This is a genomic window from Streptomyces violaceus, assembly GCF_036014075.1.
Lineage (GTDB): Bacteria > Actinomycetota > Actinomycetes > Streptomycetales > Streptomycetaceae > Streptomyces > Streptomyces violaceus.
In genome coordinates, this window is record NZ_CP107911.1 from 2,789,413 (window position 1) to 2,803,082 (window position 13,670).

14 protein-coding genes are annotated in these 13,670 nt (G+C 69.3%); 5 read left to right on the forward strand and 9 right to left on the reverse strand.

What is annotated here, in order from left to right; translation table 11 throughout:
* Positions 1–119: 119 nt before the first annotated feature.
* The 3 genes from OG542_RS12310 to OG542_RS12320 all read right to left on the reverse strand — a co-directional run bounded on the left by OG542_RS12310 (position 120) and on the right by OG542_RS12320 (position 2,787).
* Positions 120–1,820 carry an acyl-CoA mutase large subunit family protein gene (locus OG542_RS12310; RefSeq protein WP_261678485.1) on the reverse strand — a complete coding sequence of 567 codons (1,701 nt, stop codon included), beginning with the start codon at positions 1,818–1,820 and terminating at the stop codon, positions 120–122.
* A 75-nt stretch (positions 1,821–1,895) separates the two neighbouring features.
* On the reverse strand, positions 1,896–2,234 hold the full coding sequence (locus tag OG542_RS12315) for a DUF3817 domain-containing protein (RefSeq protein WP_189723268.1): 339 nt from the start codon (positions 2,232–2,234) through the stop codon (positions 1,896–1,898).
* 43 nt (positions 2,235–2,277) lie between these two features.
* Positions 2,278–2,787 carry a MarR family winged helix-turn-helix transcriptional regulator gene (locus tag OG542_RS12320; protein ID WP_328410629.1) on the reverse strand — a complete coding sequence of 170 codons (510 nt, stop codon included), beginning with the start codon at positions 2,785–2,787 and terminating at the stop codon, positions 2,278–2,280.
* Positions 2,788–2,969: 182 nt separating this feature from the next.
* Between OG542_RS12320 and OG542_RS12325 the strand changes: the two genes are divergently transcribed.
* Positions 2,970–3,971: a glycoside hydrolase family 6 protein gene (locus OG542_RS12325; RefSeq protein ID WP_328410631.1), complete on the forward strand. Its 1,002-nt coding sequence runs from the start codon at positions 2,970–2,972 to the stop codon at positions 3,969–3,971.
* A gap of 12 nt (positions 3,972–3,983) precedes the next feature.
* On the opposite strand, the gene glxA is transcribed toward OG542_RS12325, so the two are convergent.
* The 4 genes from glxA to OG542_RS12345 form a co-directional block, all read right to left on the reverse strand.
* A complete protein-coding gene (gene glxA, locus OG542_RS12330) occupies positions 3,984–5,939 on the reverse strand; it encodes a radical copper oxidase GlxA (RefSeq protein WP_328410633.1) in 1,956 nt (651 codons plus the stop codon).
* Positions 5,940–5,942: 3 nt separating this feature from the next.
* On the reverse strand, positions 5,943–7,796 hold the full coding sequence (locus tag OG542_RS12335; RefSeq protein WP_328410635.1) for a glycosyltransferase family 2 protein: 1,854 nt from the start codon (positions 7,794–7,796) through the stop codon (positions 5,943–5,945).
* A gap of 219 nt (positions 7,797–8,015) precedes the next feature.
* Positions 8,016–8,309: an MTH1187 family thiamine-binding protein gene (locus OG542_RS12340; RefSeq protein WP_189723263.1), complete on the reverse strand. Its 294-nt coding sequence runs from the start codon at positions 8,307–8,309 to the stop codon at positions 8,016–8,018.
* On the reverse strand, positions 8,306–8,650 hold the full coding sequence (locus OG542_RS12345; protein WP_184590377.1) for a DUF3817 domain-containing protein: 345 nt from the start codon (positions 8,648–8,650) through the stop codon (positions 8,306–8,308). The genes OG542_RS12340 and OG542_RS12345 overlap by 4 nt, the downstream gene beginning before the upstream one ends.
* Before the next feature lie 229 nt (positions 8,651–8,879).
* Between OG542_RS12345 and OG542_RS12350 the strand changes: the two genes are divergently transcribed.
* The 4 genes from OG542_RS12350 to OG542_RS12365 all read left to right on the forward strand — a co-directional run bounded on the left by OG542_RS12350 (position 8,880) and on the right by OG542_RS12365 (position 11,554).
* Positions 8,880–9,512 (forward strand): AIM24 family protein, encoded by a 633-nt coding sequence (locus tag OG542_RS12350; protein ID WP_184591833.1) that lies wholly within the window; start codon positions 8,880–8,882, stop codon positions 9,510–9,512.
* A 1-nt stretch (position 9,513) separates the two neighbouring features.
* Entirely contained in the window at positions 9,514–10,164 is a 651-nt protein-coding gene (locus tag OG542_RS12355; RefSeq protein WP_311127787.1) for an AIM24 family protein, read from the forward strand.
* Positions 10,161–10,961: an AIM24 family protein gene (locus OG542_RS12360; protein WP_328410638.1), complete on the forward strand. Its 801-nt coding sequence runs from the start codon at positions 10,161–10,163 to the stop codon at positions 10,959–10,961. Before OG542_RS12355 ends, OG542_RS12360 begins: the two co-directional genes overlap by 4 nt.
* Positions 10,962–11,077: 116 nt before the next feature.
* Positions 11,078–11,554 (forward strand): MarR family winged helix-turn-helix transcriptional regulator, encoded by a 477-nt coding sequence (locus tag OG542_RS12365; RefSeq protein WP_328410640.1) that lies wholly within the window; start codon positions 11,078–11,080, stop codon positions 11,552–11,554.
* Positions 11,555–11,582: 28 nt separating this feature from the next.
* On the opposite strand, the gene OG542_RS12370 is transcribed toward OG542_RS12365, so the two are convergent.
* Positions 11,583–12,992, reverse strand: a complete 1,410-nt coding sequence (locus OG542_RS12370) for an ATP-binding protein (protein ID WP_311127785.1) — start codon at positions 12,990–12,992, stop codon at positions 11,583–11,585.
* Entirely contained in the window at positions 12,989–13,651 is a 663-nt protein-coding gene (locus OG542_RS12375; RefSeq protein WP_328410643.1) for a response regulator transcription factor, read from the reverse strand. Before OG542_RS12375 ends, OG542_RS12370 begins: the two co-directional genes overlap by 4 nt.
* Between the last annotated feature and the right edge of the window lie 19 nt (positions 13,652–13,670).

The following is a 13,670-nucleotide window of genomic DNA, read 5'->3' on the forward strand; positions in this document are numbered from 1 at the left end:
CTCCCCCAGTGCCTTGAGGGCCTGGGAGGTACCCCCAGGGCGGCACGGGTGGGCGCAGCGGCGGCACCCCGCCACGCCGGGCTGCGCACCCACCCGCGCCCCAGCCCAACGCCGAGCACTCAGAACCCGGCAGGCTCGGTGTACACCCCCCACTCGTCCCGCAGCACCCCACAGATCTCCCCCAGCGTCGCCTCGGCCCGCACAGCCTCCAGCATCGGCTCGATCATGTTGGCGCCACCGCGCGCAGCGACAAGCATCGCGTCGAGCGCGGCGCGCACCCGCGCGTCATCGCGCCCGGCCTTCCGCCCGCCGAGCACCCGCACCTGCTCCCGCTCCACCTCATGGCTGACCCGCAGAATCTCCAGGTCCCCGGTCACGGACCCGTGGTGGGCGTTGACACCGACGACCCGCTTGTCGCCCTTCTCCAACGCCCGCTGGTACTGGAACGCCGACTCGGCGATCTCCCCGGTGAACCACCCGTCCTCGATCCCGCGCAGGATGCCGGAGGTGATCGGCCCGATCGGGTGCTGCCCGTCGGGGTGGGCCCGCAGCCCCCGCTCCCTTATCTGCTCGAAGATCTTCTCCGCGTCCGCCTCGATCCGGTCGGTGAGCTGCTCGACGTACCAGGAACCGCCCAGCGGATCGGCCACGTTGGCGACCCCGGTCTCCTCCATCAGCACCTGCTGCGTCCGCAGCGCGATCTCCGCCGCCTGCTCGCTGGGCAGCGCGAGCGTCTCGTCGAGGGCGTTGGTGTGCAGCGAGTTGGTCCCGCCGAGCACGGCCGCCAGCGCCTCCACGGCCGTCCGTACGACGTTGTTGTACGGCTGCTGCGCGGTGAGGGAGACCCCGGCCGTCTGGGTGTGGAAGCGCAGCCACTGCGCCTTCTCGCTCTTCGCCCCATACACGTCCCGCATCCACCGCGCCCAGATCCGGCGCGCCGCACGGAACTTGGCGATCTCCTCGAAGAAGTCGACGTGCGCGTCGAAGAAGAAGGAGAGCCCGGGGGCGAAGACGTCGACGTCCAGGCCGCGCGAGAGCCCCAGTTCCACGTACCCGAAGCCGTCCGCCAGGGTGTACGCCAACTCCTGCGCGGCCGTCGCGCCGGCCTCGCGGATGTGGTACCCGGAGACGGACAGCGGTTTGTACGCGGGGATGCCGGCCGCGCAGTGCTCCATCAGATCGCCGATGAGCCGCAGGTGCGGCTCGGGCTGGAAGAGCCACTCCTTCTGGGCGATGTACTCCTTGAAGATGTCCGTCTGGAGCGTGCCGTTCAGAACGGCCGGGTCGACGCCCTGCCGCTCCGCCGCCACCAGGTACATGCAGAAGACCGGCACGGCCGGCCCGCTGATGGTCATGGACGTCGTCACGTCGCCCAGCGGGATGTCCCGGAACAGGACCTCCATGTCGGCGGCCGAGTCGATGGCGACACCGCAGTGCCCGACCTCGCCCAGTGAGCGCGGGTCGTCGGAGTCGCGGCCCATGAGCGTCGGCATGTCGAAGGCGACCGAGAGCCCGCCCCCGCCGTTGCGGAGGATCATCTTGTAGCGCTCGTTGGTCTGCTCGGCGTTGCCGAACCCGGCGAACTGCCGGATGGTCCACGTACGCCCTCGGTAGCCGGTCGCGTACAGGCCGCGGGTGTAGGGGTACTCCCCCGGCCAGCCAATCCGGTCGAACCCCTCGTAGGTGTCTCCGGGCCGCGGCCCGTAGACCGGCTCCACGGGGTCGCCGGAGAGCGTGGTGAAGTCGGCCTCGCGCTTGCGTGCGGCGTCGTACCGGGCCTGCCAGCGGCGGCGGCCCTCCTCGATGGCGTCAGCGTCCATACCTTCGAATTTACTAGGACGTCCTAGTAAATGTCGATGGCCAACCGCCGCACGTTCGTCCGTACGGCGGTGTTGTTACGCCTTGACCGGCGCCGGCGAGTCCTCCGCGATCCGGGCCTCGAGCTCGTGGCTGATCTTGCGCTCCACGAAGAACGCGGCCGTCGGGACGGTCCCGGCGAGCAGCACCCACACCTGCTTGCCGACCGGCCACTTCGCCTTGGAGCCCAGGTCGAAGGCGAAGACCAGGTACAGGACGTACAGCCAGCCGTGCGCGATGCTGACGACGCGCGTGAAGTCGGCCGCGCCGTTCAGGTCGAGCACATACTTGCCGATCATGCCAAGGGTCAGCAGGACCAGCAGCACGCCGGTGACATAAGCCATCACGCGGTAGCGGGTCAGCACGCTCTTTTTCATGCCGTCGAGCGTAACGACCCGTTCCGGGGGATCTTGCCCCGGGTCACTGCTCCTCGAAGTCCCCCGCCGCGATCCGCAGCGGCCGCAGCATCGCGAAGATCTCCCCGCACTCCTCGGCGTCGTACGCCCCGAGCCCGAAGTCCATCGCCATCAGGTCGCGGGTGGCCGCCTCGACCACCTCGCGGCCCTTGCCGGTGATACTGGCGAGGGTGCCGCGCCCGTCGTTGGGATTGGGCCGCTTGTCGACGAGACCCGACTTCACCAGCCGGTCCACGGTGTTGGTCACGGACGTGGGGTGCACCATGAGCCGCTCGCCGATCTTGGACATCGGCAGCTCGCCGGACTTGGAGAAGGTGAGCAGTACCAGCGCCTCGTACCGCGCGAACGTCAGCTCGTACGGCTTGACGACCGCGTCGACCTCGGCGAGGAGGATCTGCTGGGCACGCATGATCGAGGTGATCGCGGCCATGGACGGCACGTTTCCCCAGCGCTGCTTCCAGCGTTCGTCGGCGCGCGCGATCGGATCGAAGGAGAGACTGAGCGGCTTCGGCACGAACCCGACCTTACCGGCCGGTCACATGGCGGTCAGCCCCGTCTCGCCCTTCGGTCCGCCGCCTCCGGCTCCGCCATCCGGGGGCAGGGCGAGGCCATGTCCTTTACATAGCGATTCATACGAGTATGTAACTATTGACAACGGCTTCATCACTGAACGTCACCTTCCTCACAGGGAGCGGCATGAGACGGCTGATCCACGCCCTCGCGGCACTCGCGGTGCTCGGTCTCGCTGGGGGCTGCTCGTCCGCTCACGGCCGCGCCGACACGGCGTCCGACACCGGCGACGACACCACGAAGGCCGGCTACGCGGCGGGCTCCCCCTTCTGGGTCGACCCGGAGAGCCCCGCGGCCCGGCAGGCGCAGCTCTGGGAGCAGCAGGAACGGGAGGAGGACGCCGAGCTGATCCGGCGGATCGCCGACCGGCCCGTCGCGCTGTGGCCGGCCGGCGAACTCGATCCGGCACCGATGGTGAGAGCGGCGGCCTCGGCCGCGAGCGAGGAGGGGAAGACGGCGGTCTTCGTCGCGTACAACATCCCGCACCGGGACTGCGGCCAGCACTCGGCGGGCGGGGCCGAGGACGCGGACACCTACCGGGACTGGATCGGGCAGTTCGCCGACGCCCTCGGCGAGGCAAAGGCCCTGGTCGTCCTGGAACCCGACGCGGTCGCGCATGTCGTGGACGGCTGCACGCCCGGTGAGTACCACGCCGAGCGCGAACAGCTGCTCAGCGAGGCGATCACCCGGCTGAAACAGCAGCCGAACACCAAGGTGTACCTGGACGCGGGCAACGCGGACTGGATCCGGGAGCCGGACAAGCTGGTGGAACCGCTGCAGCGGGCCGGGATCGAGGAGGCCGACGGTTTCGCGCTCAACGTCTCCAACTTCCAGACGAACGAGGTGACCACGGAGTTCGGCGTCCAGCTCTCCGAGGCCCTCGACGGCAAGCACTTCGTCGTCGACACCAGCCGCAACGGCAACGGACCCCTGCCCGGCGTCTGGTGCAACCCGCCGGGCCGGGCGCTCGGCACCCCGCCGACGACCTACACCGGCGAACAGGCCTTGGACGCCTACCTGTGGATCAAGCGGCCCGGCGAGTCGGACGGAGACTGCGAGGGCGGCCCGGACGCCGGACGCTGGTGGCCGGAGTACGCCCTGGAGCTGGCGCGCAACGCGAAGGACTGATCCGGCCCCCGCTCACACCACGTGGATCCACTTGGCCCGCGAGGGCGTGCCCTGGCCGTCCGTCACGAACAGCATGTACCAGCCGGGCGGGACCAGGGCCGGGTCGCGGGGCACCTCGAACGTCACCGCTCCGCCCTTCCTGGTGATGTCCAGCTCGATGGAGCGCTGCTCGACGTCCGTCGTGTGGGTGACCGCGCTGGGCCGCATCAGCCGCGCCGCGGCCACGCGTTCCGGGTGGTCCGTACGGAACGTGATGCTGTGGTCCTTGTCCAGCTTCGTCGGCCCGCCCTTCAGTACGGGGCGGTTCCGGGGGTTCTTGTGCAGCGTGGGCGGGGTGAAGACCTCCATGCGCTGCTCGAAGTGGCCCAGCTTGGTGTTCTGCTGGTTGTCGAAGAGCGGGTCGGAGCCGAAGGTGGCGATCCTGCCGTCGGGCAGCAGCAGCGCCTCGGAGTGGTAGTTGCGGCCCACCCTCGGCGCGGCGGCCTCCCGGAAGGTGTTGCTCTTCGGGTCGTAGAACTGTGCCTTGAGGATGTTGCTGGCGCTGCGGCCGCGGTAGTCCCTGGAGCCGTTGGACGTGAACACCGTGTCGTCCGGCATGATCACGCTGTTCAGGTAGCGCGTGCCCTGCGGCAGGTCGGGACCTTCCCGGAAGGCCGGGTTGTCCTTGTTCAGGTCCACGACGGCCGTGCGCGGGGTCGCCTTCCTCGACTCGCCGACGCCGCCTCCGCCCAGGATCATCACCTTCTGGTCCTGCGCCGGGGGCAGCAGCACGGAGGCCGAGGTCTCGGTCTGGTCGAGGTCCGTCAGCCCCGGCACCTTGCGGAACGTGTTCTTCTCCAGGTCCCACAGGCCCGGCTCACGGCCCCGGTCGGCGGGCCCGTAACCGGCGTTGGAGGCCGGGTAGAACAGCTTGCCTCCCTTGGTGAGGAACAGGGCGGGATACGTCGGGAAGTACCGCTTGGGCCCCGGCGACCACTTCTTGGTCTCCGGGTCGTAGATCTCGTTGTCGCCCGGGTCGATCATGCCCACGTCGTCCAGGCCGGACACCGCCAGGACCCGGCCGTCGTCGAGGCCGACGAGCGTCGGGTACCAGCGCGCCTTGTCCATCGGGTCGACGGGGATGTACTTCTCGGCCTTCGGGTCGAACTCGTAGGCGGCGCGGATGCCCTGGAAGTCCTGCTTGTCGAGGGTGATCTTCTCCGACAGGCCGTACGCGTTGTCGCGGGCCTTGCCCGTCAGGCCGACGATGTCGTACTGCGCCTGTTTCCGGGTGGCCGACAGGGGGCCCTTGTCCACGGCCTCCACCCAGACGCGGGCCTCGCTGGCGGTGACCTTGGTCTTCCAGGGCTTCATGACACCGCGGCTGTTGTACGTGATCTTCTGGCTGCGCTTGGCCTTCGGAACGGTGACGTCGAACTTGGTGACGTACTCGAAGCCGGCCGGTGAGCGGAAGCGGGTGCCCTTCTTCAGGAACACCGCCTTGTCGGGACTCTCGTTCTTCACGCGCATGCCGCCGCCGGCCCGGGTCACCTCGGCGCCGAGGCGTTCGTAGCGTGCGGTGCCGCCGGCCACCAGCAGGCGGCCGTCGGGGAGCTGGGCGTGGCCGGCGCAGAAGAAGTCCTCCGGGGTGGGGATCTTCTTGAAGGTGTTCTTCTCCGGGTCCCACAGGACGGTGTCGAACTCACCCTCGTCGAACTTGCGCTGCTCGTTGCCCGACCCGGCGACGATCAGCACCTTGCCCGTGTGCAGCAGGGCCGCGTGGATGGCGTTGGTGCGGTACTCCTCCGGGATGTCGAGCTGGGTCCAGGAGCCGTACTTCGCCATGTACTCGGGCTGGGCGATCTTGTACTCGTGGTACTGCGTGGAGACGAAGTCCAGCGCGGCCGGGGCGTTGAGGCCCACCAGGACCGCGATGCCGCCGATACCCAGGACGGTCTTCTTGGTCTTCTTCGAGAGCTGGTAGGCCATTGCCTAGCTGCCTCCTGTCGTGGTGCCGGAGACCGGGGCCGAGGGGGACGCGGTGGCGAGAGCCGGGGCGGGGGCGGGCTCGTTGCCTTCGGGCACGCGTGGGTGCGGGTGCGGGGGCACCTGCTCGTGTACCTGTTCCGGTGCCGGTGCTTGGGCGTCGGCGTCGGCGAGCCGCCGGTGCTCCCGGTGGTCCTTCCAGACCGTGGCGGCCCACACCGCGGCCGGTGCCAGGGAGATGGCCATGCCGAGCACGGCCCAGGTGCGCATCGCCGCGTGCGTGTGGTCCAGGGCCACCGAGGCGGCCAGGGACGTGGCCAGCAGGGCCGCCCAGAAGAGGTGGATACGGAACGTGGCCAGCTGGTCGGGGGAGGCGTCGTCGCCCTTGGGCGTGACGACGAACCGGCTGGGGCGCCGCATGACCGCCTCACTGAGGGACTTGAGGTAGATCGGCGCGGACAGGGCCGACATCCCCATGCCGGCCAGGCCGCCCGAGCCCTCCGGTTCGTGCGGTGAGACGTTGTGCCGGCGGTTCCACAGGTAGAGCCCGATCTGGCAGGCGGCGGCGTCGCTGTAGAGCATCATCCAGACCGACACGGCGACCTCGGTGCCGGAGGCGCCGAACCAGAGGAAGAGGAAGCAGCTGAAGATCCCGAGCAGCCAGTTGACGGCCGTCATCGGGTAGTACACGAGCATGAGCGTGTAGGACAGCAGGCGGCCCGGCGGCATGCTGAGGGGCGCTTTCCAGTACTGCGTGATGAGCGTCTCGTAGGTGCCGCGCGACCAGCGCATCTGCTGGGTGAAGAAGTCGGTCCAGGAGGCGGGGCCCTCGCCGACGGCGAGTACGTCCGGGGTGTAGACGGACTGCCAGAAGCGGTTCGTGCCCGGGTTGCGGTGCTGGTGGATCTCGAAGCCGGTGGCCATGTCCTCGGTGATGGAGTCGCAGAGCCCGCCGATCTGCTTGAGGACGGAGATCCGTACGACGTTGTTCGTGCCGACGAACATGGGGGCGCGATAGTGGTTGCCCGCGCGCTGGATCAGGGCGTGGAAGAGGAACTGCTGGGACTCGGCGGCCTTGGTGACGGGGTTGTGGTAGTTGCCGTACACCTGGGGGCCGACGACGAAGGCCACGTCGGGGTCCCTGAAGTACCCCATCGTCCGTTCCAGGAAGTTGGGCATCGGGACGTGGTCGGTGTCGACGGACGCGAAGAAGTCGTACGCGTCGCCGTGCATGGCGATCCAGGCGTTGTAGTTGCCGTGCTTGGTGCGGGCCTTGTGGACACCCGTGTCGCGGTTCCACTCGGGGATGCCGTGGCGGGTGAAGTGGCGTACGCCGAGTTTCGCGCACATGGCCTTGACCTCGGCGTCGTTGCCCTCGTCGAGGAGCCAGACGTCGAAGGGGCCGGTGTGGTGGATGCGGGTGGCCCCTTCCAGGGTCGCGCGGACCATGGCGAGGGGTTCTTTGCCGGGGACGTATGTGGTGAGGAAGGCGACGCGGGTGCCTGGTTCGGGGACGACGGGTACGGGGTCGCACGCGACCATCGTGGCGTGGGCGACGGAGGCGACGTTGACGAGCATGAAGAGTTCGATGAGGCCGATCGCCATCAGCATGGTGACGTCGAGACCGATGAGCCAGCGCTGGGCGCCCTCACGTTCCACCCAGTGGGTGGGCCAGACGAGGTAGACCAGCAGGGCACCGGTGAGCAGCGGTGCGAGGCACATCAGGAGGACGGCTCGTATTCGGCGGGGCTCGCGGGCGAGGAGCGAGGCGTACTGCACCCGGTACTCCTCACCGGACGGCTCCGTGAGCGGTCCGGCGAGTCGGCTGTAGGAGTCGTAGTCGTAGCCCTCCGGCCGCACAGTGCCCTCCAGTCATTGAGGCCTGATCGAAGCGCGCTACCTCGATACCCATACAAAAGAGGACCTTTGGGGTGCTGTCGAACTGAGGGCGTCCAGGTGGGTGGGGATACGCATATGCCTGCGGCAGCCTCAGCGGCTTCGATGTCCGGCCTCAGCACGAAAGAACCCCGGCCCGCATCGGACCAGGGTTCCCGTCGTCACTTCTGCTCTCGCGCACGCCTACTCGGCGAGATGCCGCTCCACCGTCTCGACCTTGGAGGTCAGACCATCCGTCACCCCGGGCCGGATGTCCGCCTTGAGGACGAGAGACACCCGGGGCGCCCGCCGCTCGACCGCGGCCACCGCACGCCGGACGACGTCCATGACCTCGTCCCACTCACCCTCGACGGACGTGAACATCGCGTCGGTCCGGTGGGGCAACCCCGACTCGCGAACCACCCGCACGGCGTCGGCGACGTACTCCCCCACGTCCTCACCGACCCCCAGCGGCGTCACGGAAAAGGCGACGATCACGCGCTCACGGCCCCTTCCTTGCGCGCCCGGGACGCGATGACCGCGTCCTCGGCCTCACGCCGCAGCTTGCGGTCGGCGAAGAAGCCGCCGGTCGGCAGCACCGAGAGGACGAAGTACAGCGCGGCGGTCTTCACCGGCCACTTCGTCCGGTTCCACGCGTCGGCCCAGAAGATCACATACAGGATGAACAGAACACCGTGCACCATGCCCATCACCGGCACGGCATTGAACTCCGTGGTCCGCTTCAGCACCGAGCAGGCCAGCAGGAGAAGGAAGGAGATCGCCTCGGGTGCCGAGACCAGGCGGAGGCGGCGGAGGGCGGTGGCGGTCTTGAGGTCCACGGGTCACCTTCGGTGGGAGAGACGCGGCGGTCTGAACGGGCTGGACGGGCTGGACTGTAAATGGGTTTGTGAACGCACGCACAAGCGTCTCGCCCATTGTGGCAAACGGCCGGAGGGCCCTGGGCCCGGGGTCCGGCTCCAAGGCCCCTAAGGGTGCGATCAGGGACTTTCTCCACCCACGGGCCCTGTCCACGGGACCCGGCCTGCGGCTACCTTCCCGTACGTGGCGATGTTCCGACTTCAGAGCAACAAGGTGCTCGCCGTCGACATGACCGGAGATGCCGTGAAGGCGAAGAACGGCTCGATGGTCGCGTACGACGGCGAGATGGCCTTCAAGAAGCTCAGCGGCGGCGGCGAGGGCATCCGGGGCATGGTGACCCGGCGGCTGACCGGTGAGCAGATGACGTTGATGGAGGTGAAGGGGCGCGGCACCTGCTGGTTCGCGGACCGCGCCTCCGAGATCAACCTGGTCGGCCTCCAGGGGGACAAGCTCTACGTCGAGTCGAGCAACCTGCTCGCGACCGACGGCGGGCTGCGCACGGGGACGGAGTTCACCGGCCTGCGCGGCGCCTCGCAGGGCAACGGGCTGTTCACGACGTCCGTCGAGGGCCACGGCCAGGCGGCGATCATGTCGGACGGGCCGGCGGTGGTGCTGCGGGTGAGTCCGCAGTATCCGCTGACCGTCGACCCGGGGGCCTATGTGGCGCACCAGGGCAACCTCCGGCAGTCCTTCCAGTCCGGTGTGACGTTCCGCACGTTGCTCGGGGAGGGCGGCGGCGAGGCCTTCCAGATGCGGTTCGAGGGGGACGGGCTGGTGTACGTGCAGCCGAGCGAGCGGAACACGATCGCGGGAGACGTGTGACATGGCCTTCCGGGAGATCAACGCGAAGATGGTCGAGGCGACGGTGACGCCCGGTCAGCGGCTGTTCAGTCAGCGCGGCGCGATGCTCGCGTACAAGGGCGAGGTGTCCTTCACGCCCAACACGGCGGGCGGCCAGGGCGGGGTCATGTCGATGATCGGCCGCCGGGTCGCCGACGAGGACACGCCGCTGATGACCGTGGAGGGCAGCGGCACCGTCCTCTTCGGGCACGGCGGGCATCACATCCAGGTGATCCGGCTCGCCGGCGACACGCTGTACGTCGAGGCGGACCGCCTGCTGGCCTTCGAGGGTTCGCTCCAGCAGGGCACGATGTTCCTCGGCTCGCAGGGCGGCGTCATGGGCATGGTCCGCGGCCAGGTCAGCGGCCAGGGACTGTTCACCACCACGCTCAAGGGACACGGGGCCGTCGCGGTCATGGCCCACGGCGGCGTCATCGAGCTCCCGATCACCCCGCAACGCCCGGTGCACGTGGACCCGCAGGCCTACGTCGCCCACCACGGCGACGTCCGCAACAAACTGTCGACCGCCCTGGGCTGGCGGGACATGATGGGCCGCGGCTCGGGCGAGGCCTTCCAGCTGGAGCTCAGCGGCAGCGGTGCGGTGTACGTCCAGGCGTCGGAGGAGAAGCTGTGAGCACGTACGGAACTCCGGGCGCCGGCCCCGCGGTCTTCGACCCGGCGTCGCTGCCGCCCGACGACAACGTCAATCCCTACACCTTCTGCGTGGAACTGAAGGGGAGCCAGTGGTTCCTGCAGAAGGGGAAGATGATCGCCTACTACGGCTCGATCGACTTCAACGGCGTCGGGCACGGCCGGCTGGACCGTCTCGTCCGTACGTCGTTCCATTCGCCTCTGCACGCGAGCGACTGGGTCGTGGCGGAGGGCTCGGGCAAGATGCTCCTCGCCGACCGGGCCTTCGACGTGAACTCGTTCGACCTCGAGGACGGCAACCTGACCATTCGCTCGGGCAACCTCCTCGCTTTTCAGCCAACTCTCGCGCTGAAGCAATCAATCGTGCCGGGTTTTCTGACACTCATCGGAACCGGAAAGTTCGTGGCCGCGTCGAACGGCCCGGTGGTGTTCATGGAACCCCCCATCCGGGTCGACCCCCAGGCCCTGGTCGGCTGGGCCGACTGCCCCTCGCCCTGCCACCACTACGACCACGGGTACATGACCGGCGTCATGGGCGGTCTACGTGCGCTGACGGGCCTCGGAGGGGTCTCCGGCGAGGAGCACCAGTTCGAGTTCGTCGGCGCCGGCACGGTGCTGCTCCAGTCGTCCGAGACCCTGATGGCCGAGCAGGCCACGGGGTCCGTTCCGCACCAGGCCGGTGTGCCCGGCGGCGGGGCATCCGGCGCCCCGCCCGGTCAATCCGGCGCACCGCGTCTTCCCGGACAGCTGGGGGACCTCCAGCGTCGCTTCGGGCTGTGAGCGGTAGTCTGCGGAGTGTGACATCGAACGTCTGCGCACCAATGTTCGGCAGGCGTGCGACGTCACACGAAAACCCTCACTAGTTCGCCTTTCAACCTTTTAGGTAGACTTCATTCATGGAGACCGAGACGGCCACGCGCTGGCTGACCGATGCGGAGCAGTGCGCTTGGCGCACCCACCTGGAGGTCAACAGGCTGTTGACGTACCAGCTCGAAAAGGACCTGCAGCCGTTCGGCCTGACAATGAACGACTACGAGATCCTGGTGAACCTCTCCGAGTCGGAGGACCAGCGGATGCGGATGAGCGACCTCGCCTCCGCCACCCTCCAGTCCAAGAGCCGCCTCTCGCACCAGATCACGCGTATGGAGAACGCGAACCTGGTCAGGCGGGAGAACTGCGAATCCGACCGCCGGGGGCTCTACGCGGTCCTCACCGACCACGGCATGGCGACGATGCAGAAGGTGGCGCCCCACCATGTGGCGTCCGTGCGGAGGCACTTCATCGACCTGCTGTCCCCCGAGGCCCTGGCGGAACTCGACAAGGCCCTCAAGCCCATCGCGGAGCACCTGCGCGGACAGCGCGGGCGCCCCTGACCCTGACGGCACACCCGGGCCGGTCCGGCTAGGCGAGCGGCAGGCGGAGTTCGAACAGGGCTCCGCCTGCGGGCCCCCGTCCGGCCGTGAGCGTGCCGCCGTGCCGTACGGCGACATCCCGGGCGATGGCGAGCCCCAGCCCGGCACCGCCGTCGTCCCGGCTGCGGGCGGCGTCCAGCCGTACGAACCGTTCGAAGATCCGCTCCCGGTCGACGTCGGGCACCCCGTCCCCGTCGTCCGCCACACCGACCACGGCCCGGTCACCCTCCCGCCGCACGCTCACGGTGACCGCCGACCGGGCATGCCGCTGGGCGTTGTCGAGCAGATTGGCGAGGACGCGCCCCAGCTGCCCCCGTGATCCGGCCACGTCCACCGGCTCCGCGTCCACCGTCACACCCGTCCGCCCCTCGGCCTCCTCCCGGGCCATCCCTGCGAGGTCGACCCGCGCGTCGTTGGGCCGCTCCCCCGCGTCCAGCCGGGCGAGCAGCAGCAGATCGGCGGCCAGCCGCTGGAGCCGTACGGTGTCCTCCACGGCCCCGTCGAGGTCCAGCAGCTCGGGATGCGCGGCGGCCACCTCCAGCTGCGTGCGCAGTGAGGCGATCGGACTCCGCAACTCGTGGGACGCGTCGGCGACGAAGCGCCGCTGCCGTTCCACGGAGGTCTCCAACGCCGCGAGCGTCTCGTTGGTGGTGCTGGCCAGCCTGGCGATCTCGTCGTGCGTGTCCGGCTCCGGAACGCGGCGCGCGAGGTCCTGGGACTGGGTGATCGCGGCCATCTCGGTCCGGATGCCCTCGACCGGACGCAGCGCCCGCCGGGTGACCAGCCAGGTCACTCCCGCGACGACCCCGAGCAGCAGCGGGAAGCCGATCAGCATCACCGTCAGGGCGCTCCGCACGGCCCCGTGCTCGGCGGCCAGCGGCGAACCGGCGTAGACCTTGAGGGTCCCCCGGTCCTGGGTCTCCACCTTCACGGCGGCGAACCGGTAGTCCTCCGCCTCGCCGTCGATCGTCGCGGACCCGTTGCTGAAGAGGCTCTCCCCGGCGATCTCCCCGGGTTCGAGAGCCTCTTCGTGGTCGTCGGCGTCGTCGTCCTCGTCTCCGCGGAGCGCGGCCGGCGGCTGCGGCTTCACCCGGTCGGAGTCGGTGCCGCTGATCTTCTGGAGATCCTCACTGGCCGCGACCAGCCGCTTGTGCTCGTCGAGGACCTGCACCGGCCCGTCGTCACCGTCCAGCCCGGACAGCTTGTCGTACGGCGTCCCGGCGGCGAGTTCGGAGGCGACGGCCCGGGCGGACTGCTCGGCCTGCGTCCCGGCCTCGCCGATCAGGTTGGACCGCAGCGACAGCAGCACGGCGGCGCCGGCCGCGACGAGCGCCACCGCGACCACGAGCGTGGCTCCCAGCGTGGCCCGCGCCCGGACGGACCCGAACAGCCGCCTCATGGCGACGTCTCCAGCCGGTACCCGGCCCCGCGCACGGTCCGGATCAGCCCCGGCCGCAGCTTCCGCCGCAGGGTGCTGATGTACACCTCGACGATGTTGGGGTCACCCTCGTACGCGAAGTCCCACACATGTTCGAGGATCTCGGACTTGGACACGACCTCCCCGGCCCGCAGCACGAGCTGCTCCAGCACGGAGAACTCCTTGGTGGTCAAGGAGACTTCGTCCTCCCCCAGAAACACCCGCCGGGCCGCGGTGTCCACCTTCAGATCCCCGTGCACATGCACGGGCGAGGCCCCGGCCCCACGCCGCCGCAGCAGCGCCTTGATCCGGGCGACGAGCACGACGTACGAGAAGGGCTTGGTCAGATAGTCGTCCGCACCGGTGTCGAGCCCCTCGGCCTCGTCGTACTCGCCGTCCTTGGCGGTCAGCATCAGGATCGGCACCTCGTGCCCGGCGGCGCGCAGGGCGGCGCAGACCCGGTAGCCGTTGAGGCCGGGCAGCATGATGTCGAGGATCACCAGGTCGTACGCCCCCTCCGAGGCCTGGTGCAGTCCCTCCCGTCCGTCGTGGACGACGTCCACGGCGTACCCCTCGGCCGTCAGGCCCCTGGCGAGCGACAGGGCCAGCCGCTTCTCGTCCTCCACGATCAACAGGCGCATGGGTAAAGAGTCGCAAAGG

Coding starts and splice junctions, on each gene's coding strand:
- OG542_RS12310 (WP_261678485.1), bottom strand. CDS start 1,820: ATGGACGCTGACGCCATCGAGGAGGGCCGCCGCCGCTGGCAGGCCCGG.
- OG542_RS12315 (WP_189723268.1), bottom strand. CDS start 2,234: ATGAAAAAGAGCGTGCTGACCCGCTACCGCGTGATGGCTTATGTCACC.
- OG542_RS12325 (WP_328410631.1), top strand. CDS start 2,970: ATGAGACGGCTGATCCACGCCCTCGCGGCACTCGCGGTGCTCGGTCTC.
- glxA (WP_328410633.1), bottom strand. CDS start 5,939: ATGGCCTACCAGCTCTCGAAGAAGACCAAGAAGACCGTCCTGGGTATC.
- OG542_RS12350 (WP_184591833.1), top strand. CDS start 8,880: ATGTTCCGACTTCAGAGCAACAAGGTGCTCGCCGTCGACATGACCGGA.
- OG542_RS12355 (WP_311127787.1), top strand. CDS start 9,514: ATGGCCTTCCGGGAGATCAACGCGAAGATGGTCGAGGCGACGGTGACG.
- OG542_RS12365 (WP_328410640.1), top strand. CDS start 11,078: ATGGAGACCGAGACGGCCACGCGCTGGCTGACCGATGCGGAGCAGTGC.
- OG542_RS12370 (WP_311127785.1), bottom strand. CDS start 12,992: ATGAGGCGGCTGTTCGGGTCCGTCCGGGCGCGGGCCACGCTGGGAGCC.
- OG542_RS12375 (WP_328410643.1), bottom strand. CDS start 13,651: ATGCGCCTGTTGATCGTGGAGGACGAGAAGCGGCTGGCCCTGTCGCTC.